Here is a 19257-nt window from a genome sequence, read left to right as displayed (position 1 = left end):
TTATAACAGGCAGGCTGCTTCTCATGGCGGCCTGCCTGGTTTATTCTTCCTCGGTACAGTATCTAAGCTCCCACAAGCGGACTATTGGCATTCTTCCAACCTACTCCATTGTTCTTCTCTCCCACAAGCGTTAATGATAGACTGATGGTAGCTGGTGTAACATTGTTACGGCGGCTACTGTGGGTTTGCAATGGGTGGCAATGTAGCCCTCTACAGCTACAGAGCACACGGCTGGCGACCATGAGACCTCCTAGGGGTGACCGATTGAGCGCGACGACGCTTGAATCTGGCTGTTTGCCTAGCACATGCTGTTCGTTGAAAACCAATCGTCGGCTATAATGATGCTCAGCAATGCCCAATTCGCACTGGTTCGGTTGGTTATTAAGTTATGGATTGCGTTAGCAGTCGATAGTGCTACGATAGCATACAATCAAGCGCTGCAAATGCGGCTTTGCTCTTGATTGTATCTAGAGTTTTGCTGGAGAACCTTGGAGAAATTACGAATCCGTAACTGGTGGTTGTGGTTCGTTTGGGGTTGATGCTGGTTGAGAAAGATAGCGATCAAGCTCGGCAGCAGTTGTATACCAATAGCGATCAAGTTTGATGCCACGGATTTTACCTTTATTAAGGTAAACGCGCAAACTGCCTTCGGTTAGCGACTGAGCTGGGTAATATTCACGGGTATAGGCCGCCGCCTGCTGCAAGGAGAGCAGTTGGCTGGCTGGTGGGTCGTAGGTTAGACCAGAGGGCTGTTCCATGCCACATCCTTGGCCAAATAAAATGCTTCGCCAATTACTCCGCGGCGAGATATTATCTCAATCGTTGCAGCAATGGGTCGATAATCATGGTGGTCGTCAGGTGGTTGTGCAAACCTTGCGCGATGGCATGAGCCACGATGTTGATGCACTTGCCTTCTTTGAACAGCAGGTCAATCGTTATACCACAGAAAGTCAAAAAGCTGCAAACCTTAATATGGCCGATAGCACCTACTATGCCAAACGTGGTCGCTTCTACGAGCAATTACGCCATTTATTAGATCATCTGCCGAGCCTGCGCCCGACCACAATCATCGGCCTGCCGATTCCACTAACTCCGCTGGTTGGCCGTCAAGCGGTGCTGCAAGAGTTGCTTGAGCTTTGCCGCGATTATCGGCTTGTGACCTTGCATGGCATTGGCGGCATTGGCAAAACTCGGCTGGCAATTGCCTTGGCGAGCTATATTGCCAATGCTGGGTTTGCCCAAGAAGTGGTCTTTGTTGATTTGCGCAATGAATATACGGTGCACGATAGCTGGCATGCCTTGCTCAATCGCTGGCTGGGCGACCCCAAAATCGATCTCGCCAGCTATATTCAGCAATCCAATCGGCGTACAGTGCTGATTATCGATAATTGCGAACATATTCGGTCAATTGCTGAAATGTTATTACCGCTGTTGAATTTTGGCAATGTTTCAATTATCACCACAACCCAAATTGCCCTGAGTATCAACGGCGAGCGGCGTTTTCCTGTGCCAGCCTTGAGCCTTGAGGAAGGGATTCTGCTATTTGAGCAACGCGCCCGCGATTTGAATCGCCACGTTGAGCGTCGCCAAACTGAGCACATTGTCCAACGCTTGGCTGGCCATCCCTTGGCAATCGAAATTGCTGCCTCGCAATTATTATTAGTCTCGGCCAGCGATATTTTGGCCATGACCAATGTGGAGATGCTCGAAATTGAATCGTTGGCCAATAGCTCAGCGCCGCATCGCACCTTGCGCCAAATGGTCGAATATAGCTTTTCGTTATTAAGTGATGATGTTCAGGCTGCATGCCTGCGCTTAGCGCTGTTTGAACATCATTTTAGCCTAGCCCAAGCCACCAAAGCGTTTAAAGTCAATTGGCGGGTTGCGAGCAGCTTGGTCGATGCTTCGTGCTTAGAAGGCAGTGTCGATAGCCGTGGTGAAACGCGGTTTAGTATGCCGTTGGTTACGCGCTTGTATGCCCGCCAAGTTGCGCTTGAACGCGATGTCTATCATCAGCTGATGCTCGAATTCAGCCAATATTGGGCCAGCGAAATCAAACAGCTATTGCAACAGTGGGAACAAACCATTGAACGCGCCAAAGATCATGGCGAATTGCTCACGCCAATGAATGATCTCTCGTTGTTGCGTGATAGCTATACGACGATTCGAGGCTGTTTGCAGTGGACTTCGATTTATGCGCAAGATCAATTACTTGAGCTTATCGCTGGTTTGTGGAAGTTTTGGCTACACTATGAAAGCCCAGAAGGCAAATTGTGGCTGCGTTCGGCGATGAGTATGATTAGTGAGCAACAGCGGGCCGAGTTGCAGCCGATTCTGTTGCTATTTAGCTGAAAATTGGCATTGGAATTTCGCTCAGCCAAGTTTGCTCCCAGACTGCTTCGCCAGCCAGCAAACGGGCAATTTGTTGGGGAAAATAGGCTGGACGAATCGGCTTGCCCAAAAAGCCAAAAAAGCCCAGTGCTTTGGCGCGTTCAACAATGCTCATATCACTAAATCCTGTCAAGGCAATGCAGGGAGCAATTGAACGCAGCGAGCCAATTAAATCAAAGCCCGATTGATCTGGCAACTGGACATCGAGCAAAATGAGCGCTGGTTGCAAGGCCTGCACTGCTTGGGCGGTGGCGATGCGGCCATTGGGGAAGAAATGCAGTTGATGGCCTTGTTGATGCAAGGTGCTGCGGATAATTAACAGCGTATCTGGTTGGTCTTCGATGACAACAAGCGTAGCGATACAAGCCTCCTTGGATTCAGTGGTTGGCTGAATTGTACCGCGAAAGCTGTGCGCTGGGCAATATGATTGAGTGTTCCCTCACCCCAACCCCTGCCCATCCGCTGGGCGAGGGATTTATTGTGGTGGTTTTTGCATAATTTTTGGTGAAAACGGGTGCTCCCCCTCGCCCACGTTTTCGTGGGAGAGGGGGCTGGCTTCCAAGGGTAGGTTTTAAGATCCCCTCACCCCCAACCCCTCTCCCGTGCGCGGGCGAGGGGCGTTCATTCCGTGGTTTTTTGCATAATTTTTGGTGAAAACGGGTGCTCCCCCTCGCCCACGTTTTCGTGGGAGAGGGGGCTGGGGGGTGAGGGAACTTATTTAGCCGCCGCTTGAACGGGCAACCGACTTTTGCAATTGCTTGGAGCTACGCCAAATCAACAATGGAATCAGCACCAGCCAAATCAGCACCGAGATAACCCAAGGTTGCAAAATCGTGCCGCCACCTAATTGACCTTGGAGATCTAACGTCCAGGTTGTGGCGCTCCCCTCGCTAATGCTCTGAATCCACATCACAAGGCTGAAGAACGGGCTAAACGATAGGATTACCACGCCAAGATTGCGGATAAAGCCATTATTCATAATCGAATCAAACAGCGCTTGATCATTTGAGAGCACCGCCAAAACCAACAGTGCCAGTAATGGCAAACCAATGGCCATAATGAGCGCTAAGCCTAAAGTTGCTAGCATTGCGCCGCGGCTGGTTTTGGCCCACGATGCACCCCAAATGCCGACTGTACCATAGCCCAACACTGTCACAACCTGAATCGTCAAGGCAATCAGCAAATCACGAATTTCAATCCCGCCAATCAGCAAGGCCATTGCGCCAATTGGCAACGTGGCGAGACTGAGCAAAAACAGAAATAAACATGGTGCAATCAGCTTGCCCAAAACGATTTGGTAGCGGCGCACCGGCGTGACCATCAACACATCGATGGTTTGGCGATCGCGTTCGCTGCCCAACGACGAAGCATTCAACGACGGCGCAAAAAATGTTAGCTGAAATAAGGCGACTACTGCTGAAGATACATACAGCGATAGGCCAATATCACTGCGATCAGCAAAACCGCTGTCGTTGTAGCCAGCATAAATCAGCACACACAAACCACTTAAAATGAATAAGTAGATGCTGAGCATGGTAAAGGCCCGATTGCCACGCAGATACGAGCGAAATTCCTTTTGCAAAATTGCCTTCATGCCACCACTCCTTGCGTCACATGCAAAAAGACTTCTTCAAGGTCGGATTGGCGTTCGGCAAAGTGATTGACCCGAAAGCCTTGGCCAATCAGGTTGCTCAAAATGCTGCTGCTCTCGTCGCTGGTGCCGTTAAAGTTGATGGCCAATTTACCACCTGCTTGATCGTCTGCAAGCTCATTGATTAAGTTGACATCGTTGATGGTGGGCAATTGTTTGAGCAGCTGCAATGCGGCCATCGCTCGCTCAACAACTTGAATTTCAATCAACTTGTGGGGCCGTAAGTCTTGCATAATTTCATTAACTGGGCCACTTGCCAAGAGCGTGCCGCGCTCGATAATGCCAATATGGCTACACATTTCGGCTAGCTCCGACAAAATATGCGAACTTACCATAATTGTTTTGCCCATGCGGCTTAATTCGCGCAGCAATTCGCGCAGCTCGATGCGTGCCCGTGGATCAAGCCCGCTGGCCGGTTCATCGAGGATCAACAAGCTTGGGTCGTGAGCCATGGTGCGAGCCAAACTCAAGCGTTGTTTCATGCCACGGCTCAGATTCATCACATAGCTATCGTGTTTTTCGGTCAAATCGACCAATTGCAAGAGTTCCTGAATCAGGCTGGTGCGGCGGGGCTGTTTGATGCCATACACGTGAGCGAAGAAATCGAGATATTCCCAAACCCGCATGCTTTCGTAGACCCCAAAATAATCGGGCATAAAGCCAATTAATTTGCGCACAGCATCGGGGTTTTGGCGCACCGAAATGCCATTGACCAAAGCTTCGCCAGCGGTTGGTTGGAGCAAGGTGGTCAAAATGCGCATTGTCGTGGTTTTGCCAGCGCCGTTTGGCCCGATAAAACCATAGACCGCGCCTTTGGGAATGCTCAGATTGACCTGATTGAGCGCGACATGCGTGCCAAAACGCTGGGTTAAATTGTGAGTTTCAACGATCAATTCCATCAGCGTTGCTCCAAATCAACATAGATATTATAGAGATTGCTACTTTTTTGCGGTGCAGCTAGGCCATCGACAGTAATTTCGTGCAAAACCGCAGTATCGAGCACGGTAATATGTGGCTTGGTGTAGAGTGAATTTTTGGGCAAGCCATTGTAATTGGTGCGCTCGTTGCCTGCGCTCCAGATCAATTGTAGCGCTTGGCTCAGTTGCTCATCGTTATTGAGCGATGGGCTGCCGCCGGTCATACGATTAGTTAGCTTGTTATCGATGATGACTGATTCGCCAGGAGCGAGCGTTGGGAGCACAATGCTATCTTCGCCAGCGAAAACCACTGCATCCTCAACGGTGCGCTCGCTGCGGTTGGTGATGGTCGCGCCTTCCCACGAATTTGGCTTGGCCACCTTGATCTCAAAGTTATAGGGAACCTCGATTGAACCAATTGCTGCGAGGGTTTGCATATCGCCAATGTTGCTTTGCCAGTTTGGCAGGAGGGTTCGGCCATCGCTGGTTTGCTCGATTGTTCCCGAGCCATCATCACCGAACGCTTGCGTTGATTGGTTGCCAGCAGTTAAGCTCGAATCGATACTGCCGTTCCATTCGCCGCGTCGCCCAGCATTGAAGCCATAATTGACGCTGATGCGGCCTTGCTGTGCGCCAAGCTGGCTATCGATAACATTGATTGTCGTGACGTTGATATTGCCAGTGCGCAAATCGCCACCAGCCAAATACATAATCCCAACAAAGCCAACCACAATCAAGGGAATCGTAAACCAAGCCCATTCGCGCCGATCCAAGCGACGCAAAACGAAGTAGTTAATTGGCCCAATCAGCAAAATGTAGCCAAATAAAATACCCATGAAGGTGAAAATTGAAGGTAAATTTTGGTCGCTGCCTCTTATTTGCATTGACCATGGCGAGAGCGCCACATTCCAATCGCGATAGAGTTGCGGTTGCAGAATCACCGGCCACACGCGGCGATCGTTTACTTCTGCTGGTAAATCGCTGGGGTTGAAGGCGGTTAGCAGCACATGGCCCATGCCAAGCTTGCGACTGACCAACAATGCTTCGTTATTCGCGCCAAGGCCTATAATCGTGGCCTCGGCAGTTGGCGCAAGTTGATTAACCTTCAGATTGACTTGGGCAAATTGAGGAACTGTCTGTTTATTGAGGCTTGTCAACACTGCTGAAGTATTGCTGCTGCTGCTGCTGCTAGGCAAGAGTGCGGCTAATTCTTTGGGCAATTCGGCGACATTCGGGCCGCCGCTGACGATTAAGGTGCCACCAGTTGCAACCCAGCGTTCTAAGGCTTGCGCTTGCTCGACAGTTGGCTGCACATCTTGCAAGACAATTGCGCCAAAGTTGAACAGCTCGCCATCGTTGCTTGGCAGTTGGGCTGGATCAAGCGGCATAATCGTGGTAAGTCGGCCCGGAATCGCTGCGCCCGCCAAACTTGAGGCAGGCCCGCCAAACACCCCAACCAAAACCTCTGCGCTATCGTGAACCCGCACATTGCTGCGATTGAGCGCAAGCTGATTGCCTCGTTGATCGATGACTTTGATGGTTACGACGGTTTGGTTGAGATTAGCCCGCATCAACAAGCGAACTTGTTTGCGTGCGCCACCAGGTAAATCGACAGTTTGGCGCACATCTGCTTGGCCAAAGCCAGTTTCAACCACAACTTGGGCTTGAATATCGGCCCCAGTATTTTCGATGGTTGTGATAACTGGATACCAACCATTATTGAGCACATGGCCTTGAGCATCAAAGCCAACTTGATCGATGCTAATCGTAATGGGGGTGGCATTTTGGGCATAACTTGCGCTTGGCCAAAGTAGATAGGCGAGGACTAAGCCAAGCCAAAGCCAGCCACGCCAACGGGCTGAATGCGCCATGAAAACTCCTTCGCACAACAGATTCTGACTCCCACCAATTTAAGCTTAGTTTCCAGTTTCCAATTGCTCAGGGGGCGGCAATTTGGATTCGATGTGGGTTCGATGATCATCAAACAAGACTTGTAGTTCCTCGCGTTGTAGCTTGTGATAATGCTGCAACAGCATCAAGGTACTATCAAAATCGCGGTCGCGGGCACGTTGCTCAAATTGGTCGCGATAATCGGAAATGACCGCCAGCACGCTATCTGGTGCTGCGACACCGCGAAAGGTAAAATTTTCGTTTTGCCCAGCGGTAAACAGCTCGACATCGCCGTACTTCAAAATCCGTGCCCATAAATTTTCTTGATTGAGCGAAATATTCTGGATTTTGTCCCAGGTTGTTTCGCGTTTGGTTTCGCGGCCCAAGGGCTTGCGCTCAATATCGATAATATTAATCGGCGTAACAATATATTCATCGTTGCGCCAATCGATGACTTCGTAAATCAGCCATGCAATACAAAACAGGTCGAGTACAGCCAGAATCAGCAACGAACCACCAGAGCGAATAAAATCGTTGCCGATTAACAGCGACCACGACAAATTCAAAATCAAAAACAGCAAAATTGGGTTGGCAGCTTCAACGAATAAAAACAGCCAATGTTTGCGCCAGATAATCGAATTGCCGCGCACTTCGGGGCTTGGTGGAATAATGCCCAAAAGTGTACGGCCAGTTTGTTCTGGTGGAATAAAATCGCTTAATGGTGGCAGGCTGGGCATAACCCCTTGCTTGAGCACCTTGGCTCGCACGATTTGCTCAACTCGCCCAACTTGCTCTTCTTCCTTAACTGGCTCAACGAATTCGAGAATCGTATCGCGAACCAATGTAGGATTGACGATCCCAAGAAAGGCAATGTTGCGCAAACGGCTGGCAGTTTGGACCTCAATTTCGCCATAATCAAAATAGCGGGAAAATACCGATTCGGTAACAGTTTTTACGTCTTCGATTTCGCGCACATACAGTTCGTTGCGCTGCACGCTAATCAAAAAGCGCGAGTTGTAGGAGATAACGCGCTGGTTGGTCACGACGAGGGCATCGTTGCGCCAATCGAAATAGCTATAAATCATGGCGAAGAAGAAGATCGTGCCAGCGCCAAAGAGCACCGTATTCAAGGTGTCGATGCCAACGATCGAAACCCGCCACAAGAAAATGATGGTACAAAAAAACCAAAATGTGAACCAAATCGAGAGGTTACGCGCCAAAACTAGCCAATGGCGATAAGCAATCAGCTTGACGCGTTCATCTGATTGCAAGTTGATATTGAAGCTAATTTGAGGCACGGTGGTTGGCATAGCATCCCATCCTATTCATAGCTGAGTTGGCTGACATTCGTGCCGCCATTGGCTTGTGGTCATCCGACCGCAACGTGAGCCATCGTTTGCTCAGCCAAAGAATCGTGCTGCTGGTTGAATGGCAGCTAGGTTTTGGCTAGCTGGGTTTGGACTCAAGCCTAGTGCTATAGTATTTTGTTTATCAGCCAATCGTCAAGCGCCAATTGCTGCTGCTGCGCTGGGCGATTGTAACAATGCTTAAACAAAAACGGCGTGGATGCAACTCCACGCCGTCGATTTGCGGCTTAAGCCTGGGCTTCAACGCCCATGAGATTGACGATTGCTTGAAACACATCTTCTGGTGAGCGGCCATCGGTGGTGATGGTGATGGCATCGGCGGCCAAGAAGGTGTTGGCTGCATCGATCGCATCGCGACGGGTCAAATCGGCCAGCACCTCGTTATAACTGATTGCGCGGCCACGGGCATTAAGTTCTTGGGCACGGCGTTGGGCGCGTTCTTCAACCGAGGCATCAAGATAGATTTTTAATTGCGCATCGGGCATAATTACCGCCCCAATATCGCGACCAGCCATCACGACATGGCCTGCTTTGCCAATTTGGCGTTGCGTATCGCGCAAGGCTTCGCGCACAGCAGGGTGGGCGGCAACTTGCGAGACGTTGCGTTCAACATTGGCGGCGCGCAATGGCCAGGTAATGTCGTTGCCATTGGCCAACACTGTGTATTGGCGGCCATCGGCGACACTTGGCGCGAGCACTTCAAAATTGCTAGTTTGGGCGAGTTTGGCGAGAGCGGCGGCGTTAGCGAGATCAACGGCTTGTTCAAGGGCCACATAGGTCAAAGCCCGATAGAGCACCCCTGTATCAAAATAGATATAGCCAAAATGGTCTGCTAACAACTTACCGAGCGTACTTTTCCCCGACGCTGCCGGGCCATCAATTGCAATTGTATGTGGTGTAGTCATAGTCAAAAACACAGATATTCCTTGCTGGATACCTCCGAACAGGCAATATTTGAGCGCATGCTGAAAGGTGAAGGGTACACATCGCAACCACTCTCCTGTTGAGTACCCAGCGTATGCAATACCCCACTTGTGGAAGTGAGGAGACAATAAATCATGAAAAGGCTGGAAAGGCCATAGTTCTATTGTAGCATAATGAGCTAATTTTGCAGGGATTATGGCAACGACCCAGACGATCTGCTATAATCGCACGCCGAACCATGATCATAGTTGGAGGTTGCGATGCGCTCTGGCATCTGGCGAAGTTGTTGTTTATTGCTCTTAGTCGTGTTAACAGGTTGTGGTAGCCTGACAATTTACGATCTTACCGGAAATCCGGCAAATTATAATGGTCAAGACGTGACGGTCGAGGGTGTGTATATCTGGAAGCCGGGTAATCCTGGCCTCTCGGTGTTGGCAAAGGGTGTTTCGACTCGCAATGATGGCACCGATGCCCAGCCAGTCGATACCTTGGTCTGGCTTGAGAATTTTCCTGCTGAGGCCAGCGCCGATTTACACCGCCCAATCGATAGCATCTATGGTGCGGTGCGAGTCAAGGGCAAGTTTGAAACTGGCTCGTTTGGCCCAGATGGTAGCTATACCAGCCGCTTGGTCGTGCAATCTGCCGAAGCAATTGAGCAAGTTGAGCGGGTTGAATATCCAGCGCCGACCGAAGCTCAGCCCAATCAGGTTTCAATTTATGAGCTTGAGAAAAATCCCGCCGCCTACAACGGCCAAACTGTTACTACTCGCGGCATGTATTATTGGACTCAAGCCAGTTCTGGATTGTTGGTAACTGGGGTGCGTACCGAAAAGCCGCTTGGGGCTGATATTGCCAGCGGGGTCAATCCGCAGCCAATGGGCACGCCGATTTCGATGGAAGGTTTTCCACCTGATCTTTCGAGCCAACTCAATGTTGGGCCGGGCAATGGCTTTGTTTGGGGCTTGGTCGAAGTGACCGGAACCTTCCAAACCGGCGGGAAATTTGGCTTAGAAGGCCGCCATGGCTCGCAATTGATTCTCGACCCAGCATCAGTTAAAGCAATTAAATAAGCATTCATCAGCATAGAAGGCTGCAATGTACTACTTCCTAAAGGCTATGCACGAGGATGATATTCCGCGTGTGCAAGAAATTGAGCGCCAAAGTTTTTCTGCGCCATGGTCGGCCAATACCTATCGCCGCGAATTAAGCTCGCCAGCAACCAGCCGCTATATTGTGGCTCGTTCTAGCCCGACCTTGCCGCCCGATGAGCCAATTATGCCGTATGTGCCAAAGCGCTCGTTGCTCCAAACCTTGCTGCCGTCGGTGTTTACCAAGCCGCAGATTGTCAGTCCGTATCCGTTGGTCGGTTATGCTGGTTTGTGGTTGATGATTGATGAAGGCCATATCACAACGATTGCGGTGACTCCCTCGCAGCGCGGCCAAGGCCTCGGCGAACTCTTGCTGAATGGCTTGATCGACCAAGGCGTTGATATGGGCGCAACCCGCCTAACCTTGGAAGTGCGCATCTCGAACGAATCGGCGCAACGCTTGTATTTGAAATATGGCTTCGAGCCAAGCGGCACGCGGGTGCGCTACTACACCGATAACGGCGAAGATGCCCTGATTATGTGGACTGATGTGATTACTGAGCCAAGCTACCAACAACGCTTAGGTGACTTGCGCGAACGCTTGGCGCTACGCCTTCAGCGTCAGGCTGGAATGGTCGAATAGTCCTGTTGCACAAATGCTGCATGTTGGCTATGATGCATAGATTCATGGCTGATACCTGTGGTTGTCAGGTGCGCTGAGGGCACGCTACCATCAATGAGGATGTTTGGTTATTGTTCGCTAGTTAAGATGGGACGGTGCCGTTTGTTATTCAATGGTTGCGCTTGCTTCCACCGTCGAAGTGGCCTACTGAAGGAGCTTGCATGAAGATCGTCGTTGCAGGAACAGGTTTTGTGGGCTTACCCCACGCTGCGGTCTGCTCAGAATATGGTCATGAAGTCTATGCCTATGATATTGATACCAAGCGGATTGCGGCCTACAAAACCGCCAAGCGCGAAGAAATTGAAAAATATGTCAATGAGCCAGGCTTAGCTAGTATTATCCAAGAAAATATCGATCGTTCCCTGCATTTCATTGATGATCTTGAGCCAGTAATCGAAGGTGTCGATGCCTTTTTCTTGTGTTTGCCAACCCCGCCCAATCGCGATGGCTCCTCGAATTTGAGCTACTACTTCGATGCGGTCAATCATTTGGCCAAGTTGTTGGCCAAACGTGAAGATCAACGCCGCGTGGTGATTATCAACAAGAGCACCGTGCCCGTTGGCACTGGTCGCCAACTTGAGCAAATATTGAAAAGCCATAATGTGCCAAACGTGGGCATTGCCTCGAACCCCGAATTCTTGCCCGAAGGCAACGCGGTTGAAAAATCGCGCCATCCTGATCGGGTGGTGGTTGGGGCCGATACCGAGGACGATTTCCGCATTTTGCGTCGCATCTACTCGCAATTTATCAACCACGTGCGGATTGCCTTTATCGAAACCACGCCCGAAACTGCCGAATCGATTAAGTATGTTGCCAACACGTTGTTGCTGACCTACATTTCGTTCTGGAACGGAGTTGGTGGCCGCTTGGCAGAATCGGTGCCAAACGTGCGTATGGAAGACCTCAAGCGCGGCGTAACTGCCGATACCCGTATCAGCAAATGGGGTTCGTTTGTTTCCAACGGTGCTGGTGGTTCGTGCTTTGGCAAAGATATTCAATCGTTGATCTATCAGCTCAAGAGCCGCAACCAAAGCACCGATTTGCTTGAATCGGTCTATGAAATCAACGAATATCAAAAGACCTATTTGATCGATCGGGCTGCTGCTGAAGCTGGCGTGAAGTTCAACAACAAAGTTGTGGCGTTGTTGGGTTTATCGTTTAAGCAACGCACCAACGACATGCGCGATGCCTCGGCCTTGAAGGTTGTCGAAAGCTTGCTTGGCCGTGGGGTCAAGGAAATTCGCGCCTACGACCCAATGGCCGAAGAAGAAGCCAAACGCTTCTTCAACGCCGAACACAACCATTTGTTCGAGCGCATTACCTATCACTCATCGGCCAAGGCAGCCCTTGAAGGAAGCGATATTCTGTTTATCTCGACCGACTGGGAAGAATTCCGTGGGCTTTCGAGCACAATTGAAAGCACCGTGCCAGCGCCATATTTGATCATCGATGGTCGCCGCATGATTCCCGACTACGATGAGTTGGTCGAACGCGGCTACAGCTACTTGGCGGTAGGCTCGCCTTACTTAGACAAATAGCTTCGTTTTACGCGCAGCCGCCCTTGATTGCTTAAGATCAAGGGCGGTTGGTTGTTTTAGTGGTTCCCTCACCCCCAGCCTCCTCGCCCACTGGACGCGGGCGAGGGGGAGCCGACCATTATTTAGTGCCACATGGTGGTAAAACCTAAAGCCCCTCGCCCGCGCCACGGGTGAGGGGATCTTCACAACCTACCCTTGTAAGAGTCCACTGGACGCGGGCGAGGGGGGCATCGGTTTTCACCGTATAGTGCGGCAGAACCACGGAATGAAAGCCCCTCGCCCGCCACGTGGGAGAGGGGTTGGGGTGAGGGGATCGTGCCTCGTTCTTGCTCCTTGCTGCTAAAGTCGGTATAATAATTGTGTAATGATTATTACAGAATAGTATAATAACACTAAATACTCAAAGCAAGGGGATGTGATGGCAGAGCAAGAACTTTCAAATCCAAGCACTCAACGGCGTGGCCGACCACGTGAATTTGATCGCACCAATGCCTTGGAGTGTGCGATGCGCCAATTTTGGCAACATGGCTATGAAACGCTCTCGATGGCTGATCTGACGAGCTGCTTGGGGATTAATCCGCCAAGTTTATATGCGGCGTTTGGCAGCAAGCAGGCCTTTTTTCTCGAAGCGCTTGACCATTATTTGGCGACGCGGGGAGCCTATGTCTACGCCATGCCAAGCGATCAACGCTCGCCACGGGCGATGCTCGCCCAACTGTTGCAACGGGCGGCTGAAGCATTTAGCGATGCGGCCTATCCAGCTGGCTGCTTTGTGCTGGCTAGTATTTCAGCAACCTACGATTCGTATGAAATTGAGCAGGCAATTGTGCAACGCTGCCAGCAACGCATGAGCAAAATCGACGAATTAGTGGCTTTGGGCGTGCAAACTGGCGAGCTGCCAGCCACCACGAATGCTGAAGAGTTAGCCCAATTTTTCGTTTGTGTGTTGCAAGGCATGTCGTTGCAAGCGCGTTTGGGAGCAAGCACCAACCAACTGCAAGCGATTGTGGCGAATGCACTGCAATTATGGCCGCAAGCAGCGCGTTTGCGTTAGGCTAGTTTCTGGTACAATGCCTCTCCGGAGGTTCAACTGTGGAACGCACAACGCTTGCAAGTGCTCAAACCACAACGTCATCACCGTTTCCTTGGACGGTGAGCATTGTGATTCCAGCCTTTAATGAAGCCGCAACAATTGGCGGGGTGGTGCACGAGGTTCGCACACGCTACCCTGAACTTGAAATTATCGTGGTTGATGATCATTCTGCTGATGCTACCGTGGCAATTGCCACCGAAGCTGGTGCGCGCGTGATCACCCGTCCTTATAACATTGGCAACGGCGCTGGGGTCAAAACTGGTGTTCGCGCCGCAACTGGCGAAATCGTGATTATTATGGATGGCGATGGCCAGCACAACCCTGCCGACATCGAACGCCTATTGAGCTATATCGGTGCTTACGATATGGTGATTGGCGCTCGTTCGCGCGCAGGCCAAGAAAATTGGCTGCGTTGGTTGGGTAATAGTGCCTTGAACGGCTTAGGCTCGTATCTGACTGGCATGGAAATGCAAGATTTAACCTCGGGCTTTCGGGCCTTTCGGCGTTCGATTTTGCTTGATTATATTCACCTACTGCCAAACCAATTTTCGTGGCCAACCACCAGTGCTTTGGCCTTTGCCAAAGCTGGCTACCACGTGCGCTTTGAGCCAATCGCCATGCAACGCCGCCAAGGTGGTCGCTCCAAGCAAAAGCTGCTGAAAAATGGCTTTAAATTTACGATCATCATTTTGCGCATTATCAGCCTGTTTAATCCAATTCGCGTGTTTATGCCAGTTAGTGGCTTTTTCTTTGTGCTGTGTATTATTTCGTATGTGCTTGGCGCGCTGAACGATAATAACTGGTTGCATTTGCCGCCGACGGCCTTATTTTGTTTAATTGCAACCATGTTTTTCTTCTGTTTTGGCTTGCTGGCCGAAACAATTGCGGCCCTGCGCTTTGAACGGATTCGCCAATGAAAAAAAGAATTATCAATGGGCTTTTGACGGCGTTGGGGCCAGCAATTTTGATTTGGTTTCTGGCTACCAACGATCTGACGAGTATTTGGAATGTGATTCGCACGACCGATCCATTGCTGTTTGCGGCCTCGGTTGTGCTGGTGTTCCCGTTTCTCTATTCCAAGGGTTGGCGCTGGCGCTTGATTTTGCAAGGCTGGAACATCAACATTAGCCCATGGTTTGCCTCGCTACTGTATACCTTGGGGATTTTTGTTGGCTCGGTCACGCCTGGGCAGGGCGGCGATGCAGTTAAGGCCTGGTATTTGCGCCGCGAAGGCCATCCCTTGGGGCCAAGCTTGCTCTCGATTGTGGTTGATCGCTTCTTCGATGTGGCGATTATGGGCATTATTGCTGGCTCAGGTTTGTATTTTTATCGCACCTTTTTGCCGGGCAATGTGCAACTGTTGATTATCGCCTCGCTGTTGGGCGTGGTGGTTGGCGTGGCAATTTTGGCCAGTGCTGGCTTGCGACGTTGGTTTAGCACCAAAATTTTGCCCGTGGTTGTGCCTGCCAAATTGCGCCAATTGGCGGTCAAGGCTGGCTTGAAAGATCGCGTTTTGCATATGCCGCTCAGCCGCATCGTGACCTTGGTGCTGTTTTCGTTCCTGACCTTGGGCTGGACGTTCGTGCGGCTCTATTTGCTGTTTCTGGCCACCGGAGTCAAGATTGATATTGGCCCGTATATGGCCATGATTGCAATTATCTCCTTGGTGAGTGTTATCTCAATTGCTGGGATTGGGATTCGCGATGTGGTGATGATTTTGATTATGACCAATTTGGCCCAGACTGGTCAGATGGTGCCGGTTGCTGGCGGCAGCTTTACCAGCGAGCAAGCTACCAGCTTGGCACTTGGCATCTCGACCCTATTTTTGGTGTTGAATGTGATTAATGTGGTGCTTGGCTTCTTGGTTTCGTTGCGCTACCCGCTGGGCGATGCCTTGCTCAAAACCGATTTGGCCACTGCTGAAGAGTAGTTTTGCGAAGGATGAAGGATGAAGGATGAGGGATGAAGAGGAATTGGCTAGTTACGGAAACCACGAAGGACACGAAGGCGAATAGGCTTTAGGCTATTGGCTTGCGGATGTGGATAGTTCCCTCACCCCCCAACCCCCTCTCCCACTGAACGCGGGCGAGGGGGAGCCGACTCTTTTTTACCAATGAATTGGGGGAGAACCACGGTGTTAAAGCCCCTCTCCCAGTGGATGGGAGAGGGGTTGGGGTGGGGGGATCTTAACACCGACCCTTGTAAGCATTCCCTCACCCCCCAACCCCTCTCCCACTGAACGCGGGCGAGGGGGAGCTGCCCATTGAGTACCAAAAATAGTGGTAAAACCACGGTGTTAAAGCCCCTCTCCCAGTGGATGGGAGAGGGGTTGGGGTGAGGGGATCTTAACACCGACCCTTGTAAGCGTTCCCTCACCCCCCAACCCCCTCTCCCACTGAACGCGGGCGAGGGGGAGCATCCGTGTTTTACTAGGTATCGCGACCACTATGGGAAAGCACCTCGCCCGCGCACGGGAGAGGGGTTGGGGTGAGGGGATCTTAAACCCGTGAAACAACTGAGAAGTATGCGGACTCCCGATCCCCAACTCCCGACCCCCAATCCCTGACCTCCAAAATTAAATTTGCCAAATAAACAAGGCGAGGGTTGCCAAGCTTACGGCGATGATTTTGCGTGCGGTCAATTGCTCGCGGAACAGCGGCACGGCGATAATCGCGGTGATTGGGGTTTTGAGGTTAATTGCCAGCAACACAAATGGCAAGGTCGCAGCATCGGACATTGCTTGGGCATGCATCATCGCTACAAAGCCGCCAAAGGTTACCAAGCCGACCACTGCGCCCCAACCCCACTCGTGGCGGCGCACTTGAGGCGTAAGGTGAAGGCCAGGAATCACCCCAGCAGCAAAATCAACAAACATCAACAAGCCAATTTGGGCACCAAAATTGCGGGCATAGGTGACGGCGGCAAAGCTCGAAATGACCAACAAGCCCAAACAAACGTAGGTAGCTTTGCTCAGGGTTTCGCTGCCCTTAACTTGCGCCCCAATCAACACTGCGACTGCGGTTAAGATACAGGCCAACACATTGCCAACGGTTGGGTTGCCAGCCTGTGAGGGCAAATTGATCGTGACCGAGCCAAATTGCAGGGCATTCCAGGCTGCGGGCAAGAGCAAAATCACCACCCCAGCAATCACCAAATCTAAATTGCTGATCGCAAAAACCAACGAAGCTGGCGAATGTTCGAGCGCTTTGGCACGGGCAATCGTGGCAAAATAAAAGGTCACGCCTGCCAGAAACGCCAAAATTGCTGCTGGCCACGACCATGATTCGCCGCTAGCGATAAAATAAATTAGCCCACAGATCGTTGCGATCACGCTTGAGGCATAAACCATTTGAGCCGGACGAGTCCGACTTGCCAGGGCCTTGAACAGCAGCGACAATCCCGAATAGGCCACTACTGCTAAAGCGGTTAATCCAAAAACCATCGTGTTCCACCTTGGTGTGTCACTAAAAAGCTCGATGCTGGTTGGAACAGAGACACCAAAAAAGCGCGGGAAGACCCGCGCCTTAAGACTCATCAGCGAGGCTACTCTGTAATAGTTTCGCCTGCCGCCGTCCAGGGCGGCTCAACGATACATAAAAACTCTAAGCGTTGCTCGCCATCATTGCGCAGCCATTGTGAACAACGGGGCGGAATATAGTAGTACGAGCCAGCTTCGACTGCATGGGCTTGACCATCAAGCACCATCGTTCCACGTCCAGCGATAATGTAGTATACCTCAGATTGTTCAAGCACATGATCGGCAGTTCGACCAGCAACTTCAACATAGGCATGCGCTAAACTATAGCCAATCGCGACTGGATGGCGCTCTGGATGCAGCAGTTCGCGTAAGTGACAGCCATCGCCAGCGACAAACTCGCTTTGTTCGCGCAGCTGCGCCACGTAAGGTTGTTCGCTCATTCCATCCCCAAGTAGGCCTTTTGCACGTCTTCGTCTTCGCGCAAGGTGGCCGCATCGCCAGCCTTCACAATTGCTCCAGTTTGCAGCACATACGCGCGGTGGGCGATGCCCAAGGCCATCAAGGCGTTTTGCTCGACCACCAAAATCGTGGTGCCTTGGCTGTTGATATTTTGAATAATTTCAAAAATCAGGTCAACCAACACTGGAGCCAAGCCCATCGATGGTTCATCGAGCAAGAGCAAGCGGGGCCGCGACATGAGTGCTCGGCCAATCGCCAACATTTGCTGTTCGCCGCCTGAGAGTGTGCCGCCACGCTGAGCAACCCGCTCCTTCAAGCGTGGAAACAGATCAAACACCCGATCCATATCGCTAGCAATTTCGGCCTTATCGTTACGGGTGAATGCGCCCATTTCTAAGTTTTCGCGCACTGTGAGGTTGGCGAAAATCCGCCGCCCTTCTGGCGATTGCGAAATCCCTTGCGACACGATTTTATGCGCCGGAACGCTATTTAATGACTTGCCTTCAAACAGCACTTGGCCAGTTCGTGGCGGTGTAATGCCAGAAATTGTGCGCAAGGTTGTGCTTTTGCCAGCGCCATTCGAGCCAATCAGGGTCACAATTTCGCCTTGATTAATTTCCAGCGAAATGCCCTTGAGCGCATGAATGTTGCCATAATAGGTATGTACATTTTGCAGTTGCAACATCGCGAATGTCCTTATAGTTAAAGGATGAAGGATGAGGGATGAAGGATGAAAATCCAAAACATCCGAATTCAAGCCTTCAATAGGCAACCACGAAGGTATCGAAATAGTTAAAGGATGAAAGCCCAAAACATCCGAATTCAAGCCTTCTATCGGCAAATCGGGTTGTTAACAGGAAGGCTTGAATAGCGCAGCCACTTCATTATTTTTGCGTTCTTCGCGCCCTTCGTGGTTACAAACCCGATCCCCGACCTCCAACAACCGATCCCCAACCCTACGCTTTATCAAACACTGGAGCGCCGCCGCCTTTGCCCTTGGCCGCATGACCAGTGCCGAGATAGGCTTCGACGACCTTAGGATCGGTTTGGACTTCGCGTGGCAAGCCTTCGGAAATTTTAATCCCGCGATCAAGCACGGTCACTCGTTCGGAAATGCCCATGACCACCTTCATATCGTGTTCGATCAGCAGCACAGTCAGATCGCGCTCATCACGCACCCGATAGATCAATTCGGTCAAGGCATCGGTTTCTTTGGGATTCATGCCAGCGGTTGGCTCATCGAGCAACAATAATTTGGGATCGGTTGCCAAAGCCCGTGCCACTTCCAAACGACGTTGATCTCCATAGGGCAGATTTTTGGCCATTTCGTCGGCGCTATTGCGGCCCAAGCCAACATATTCAAGCAACTCAAAGGCTTTCTGGCGCGCGGCTTTTTCTTCGGCGCGCATGCTGGCAGTGCGAAACAGCGTGCCTAGTAAGCTAGTGTGCATGCGGCAATGTTGGCCAACTAGCACATTTTCCAACGCCGTCATATGCGCAAACAAGCGAATATTTTGGAACGTCCGGCCAATGCCAAGTTTGGTCACTTCGCTGGGCTTGGTGCCGTTGATCCGTTTGCCATCGAAAATCATATCGCCATCGCTGGGTGTATACAAACCAGTGATCATATTAAAGAAGGTGGTTTTGCCAGCGCCGTTGGGGCCAATCAGCCCAACAATCGAACCTTTTTCAATTTCAAATGAAACATCGCTCACGGCGGTTAGGCCACCAAAACGCTTGGTAATGCCGCGAGCTTGCAGCAAGGGTGCCATAGCAGGT

Annotated in this window: 18 protein-coding genes; 7 read left to right on the top strand and 11 right to left on the bottom strand. The window is 51.1% G+C overall.

Features of this window, described 5'->3' with window-relative positions; translation table 11 throughout:
• Nucleotides 1-497: 497 nt before the first annotated feature.
• Nucleotides 498-758: a helix-turn-helix domain-containing protein gene (locus C5S61_RS02340; RefSeq protein ID WP_110513516.1), complete on the bottom strand. Its 261-nt coding sequence runs from the start codon at nt 756-758 to the stop codon at nt 498-500.
• On the opposite strand from C5S61_RS02340, the gene C5S61_RS02335 reads away from it, so the two are divergent.
• Nucleotides 757-2352, top strand: coding sequence for an ATP-binding protein (locus C5S61_RS02335; RefSeq protein ID WP_110513515.1), 1596 nt, complete (start codon nt 757-759; stop codon nt 2350-2352). The two genes, C5S61_RS02340 and C5S61_RS02335, sit on opposite strands and share 2 nt — an antisense overlap.
• Here the strand turns inward: C5S61_RS02335 and C5S61_RS02330 are convergent.
• The 6 genes from C5S61_RS02330 to cmk all read right to left on the bottom strand — a co-directional run bounded on the left by C5S61_RS02330 (nt 2345) and on the right by cmk (nt 9133).
• Nucleotides 2345-2734 carry a response regulator gene (locus C5S61_RS02330; protein WP_276309096.1) on the bottom strand — a complete coding sequence of 130 codons (390 nt, stop codon included), beginning with the start codon at nt 2732-2734 and terminating at the stop codon, nt 2345-2347. The two genes, C5S61_RS02335 and C5S61_RS02330, sit on opposite strands and share 8 nt — an antisense overlap.
• Nucleotides 2735-3109: 375 nt before the next feature.
• Nucleotides 3110-3985, bottom strand: a complete 876-nt coding sequence (locus tag C5S61_RS02325) for an ABC transporter permease (protein WP_110513513.1) — start codon at nt 3983-3985, stop codon at nt 3110-3112.
• Nucleotides 3982-4941, bottom strand: coding sequence for an ABC transporter ATP-binding protein (locus C5S61_RS02320; RefSeq protein ID WP_110513512.1), 960 nt, complete (start codon nt 4939-4941; stop codon nt 3982-3984). Before C5S61_RS02320 ends, C5S61_RS02325 begins: the two co-directional genes overlap by 4 nt.
• Nucleotides 4941-6830: a DUF8726 domain-containing protein gene (locus tag C5S61_RS02315; RefSeq protein WP_110513511.1), complete on the bottom strand. Its 1890-nt coding sequence runs from the start codon at nt 6828-6830 to the stop codon at nt 4941-4943. Before C5S61_RS02315 ends, C5S61_RS02320 begins: the two co-directional genes overlap by 1 nt.
• 45 nt (nt 6831-6875) lie before the next feature.
• Nucleotides 6876-8159, bottom strand: a complete 1284-nt coding sequence (locus C5S61_RS02310; RefSeq protein WP_110513510.1) for a PH domain-containing protein — start codon at nt 8157-8159, stop codon at nt 6876-6878.
• A 284-nt stretch (nt 8160-8443) separates the two neighbouring features.
• Nucleotides 8444-9133 (bottom strand): (d)CMP kinase, encoded by a 690-nt coding sequence (gene cmk / locus C5S61_RS02305; RefSeq protein ID WP_110513509.1) that lies wholly within the window; start codon nt 9131-9133, stop codon nt 8444-8446.
• A 267-nt stretch (nt 9134-9400) separates the two neighbouring features.
• On the opposite strand from cmk, the gene C5S61_RS02300 reads away from it, so the two are divergent.
• The 6 genes from C5S61_RS02300 (at nt 9401) to C5S61_RS02275 (ending at nt 15471) form a co-directional block, all read left to right on the top strand.
• Nucleotides 9401-10210, top strand: a complete 810-nt coding sequence (locus tag C5S61_RS02300; protein WP_110513508.1) for a hypothetical protein — start codon at nt 9401-9403, stop codon at nt 10208-10210.
• A 25-nt stretch (nt 10211-10235) separates the two neighbouring features.
• Nucleotides 10236-10871, top strand: coding sequence for a ribosomal protein S18-alanine N-acetyltransferase (gene rimI, locus C5S61_RS02295; RefSeq protein ID WP_110513507.1), 636 nt, complete (start codon nt 10236-10238; stop codon nt 10869-10871).
• Nucleotides 10872-11071: 200 nt separating this feature from the next.
• Nucleotides 11072-12448, top strand: a complete 1377-nt coding sequence (locus tag C5S61_RS02290; protein ID WP_110513506.1) for a UDP-glucose dehydrogenase family protein — start codon at nt 11072-11074, stop codon at nt 12446-12448.
• A gap of 418 nt (nt 12449-12866) precedes the next feature.
• On the top strand, nt 12867-13502 hold the full coding sequence (locus tag C5S61_RS02285; protein ID WP_110513505.1) for a TetR/AcrR family transcriptional regulator: 636 nt from the start codon (nt 12867-12869) through the stop codon (nt 13500-13502).
• A gap of 38 nt (nt 13503-13540) precedes the next feature.
• Nucleotides 13541-14458 (top strand): glycosyltransferase family 2 protein, encoded by a 918-nt coding sequence (locus C5S61_RS02280; RefSeq protein ID WP_110513504.1) that lies wholly within the window; start codon nt 13541-13543, stop codon nt 14456-14458.
• Nucleotides 14455-15471 carry a lysylphosphatidylglycerol synthase transmembrane domain-containing protein gene (locus C5S61_RS02275; protein ID WP_110513503.1) on the top strand — a complete coding sequence of 339 codons (1017 nt, stop codon included), beginning with the start codon at nt 14455-14457 and terminating at the stop codon, nt 15469-15471. Before C5S61_RS02280 ends, C5S61_RS02275 begins: the two co-directional genes overlap by 4 nt.
• A gap of 645 nt (nt 15472-16116) precedes the next feature.
• On the opposite strand, the gene C5S61_RS02270 is transcribed toward C5S61_RS02275, so the two are convergent.
• The 4 genes from C5S61_RS02270 to C5S61_RS02255 form a co-directional block, all read right to left on the bottom strand.
• Nucleotides 16117-16983, bottom strand: a complete 867-nt coding sequence (locus C5S61_RS02270) for a hypothetical protein (RefSeq protein WP_110513502.1) — start codon at nt 16981-16983, stop codon at nt 16117-16119.
• 101 nt (nt 16984-17084) lie between these two features.
• Nucleotides 17085-17459 (bottom strand): cupin domain-containing protein, encoded by a 375-nt coding sequence (locus C5S61_RS02265; protein WP_110513501.1) that lies wholly within the window; start codon nt 17457-17459, stop codon nt 17085-17087.
• Nucleotides 17456-18163 (bottom strand): ABC transporter ATP-binding protein, encoded by a 708-nt coding sequence (locus C5S61_RS02260; RefSeq protein ID WP_110513500.1) that lies wholly within the window; start codon nt 18161-18163, stop codon nt 17456-17458. The genes C5S61_RS02265 and C5S61_RS02260 overlap by 4 nt, the downstream gene beginning before the upstream one ends.
• Nucleotides 18164-18434: 271 nt before the next feature.
• Nucleotides 18435-19250, bottom strand: coding sequence for an ABC transporter ATP-binding protein (locus tag C5S61_RS02255; protein ID WP_110513499.1), 816 nt, complete (start codon nt 19248-19250; stop codon nt 18435-18437).
• Between the last annotated feature and the right edge of the window lie 7 nt (nt 19251-19257).

The sequence above is a fragment of the Herpetosiphon llansteffanensis genome (assembly GCF_003205875.1).
Lineage (GTDB): Bacteria > Chloroflexota > Chloroflexia > Chloroflexales > Herpetosiphonaceae > Herpetosiphon > Herpetosiphon llansteffanensis.
Note: the sequence above shows the minus strand (reverse complement) of the source record. Positions and strands in the feature narration are given on the sequence as shown.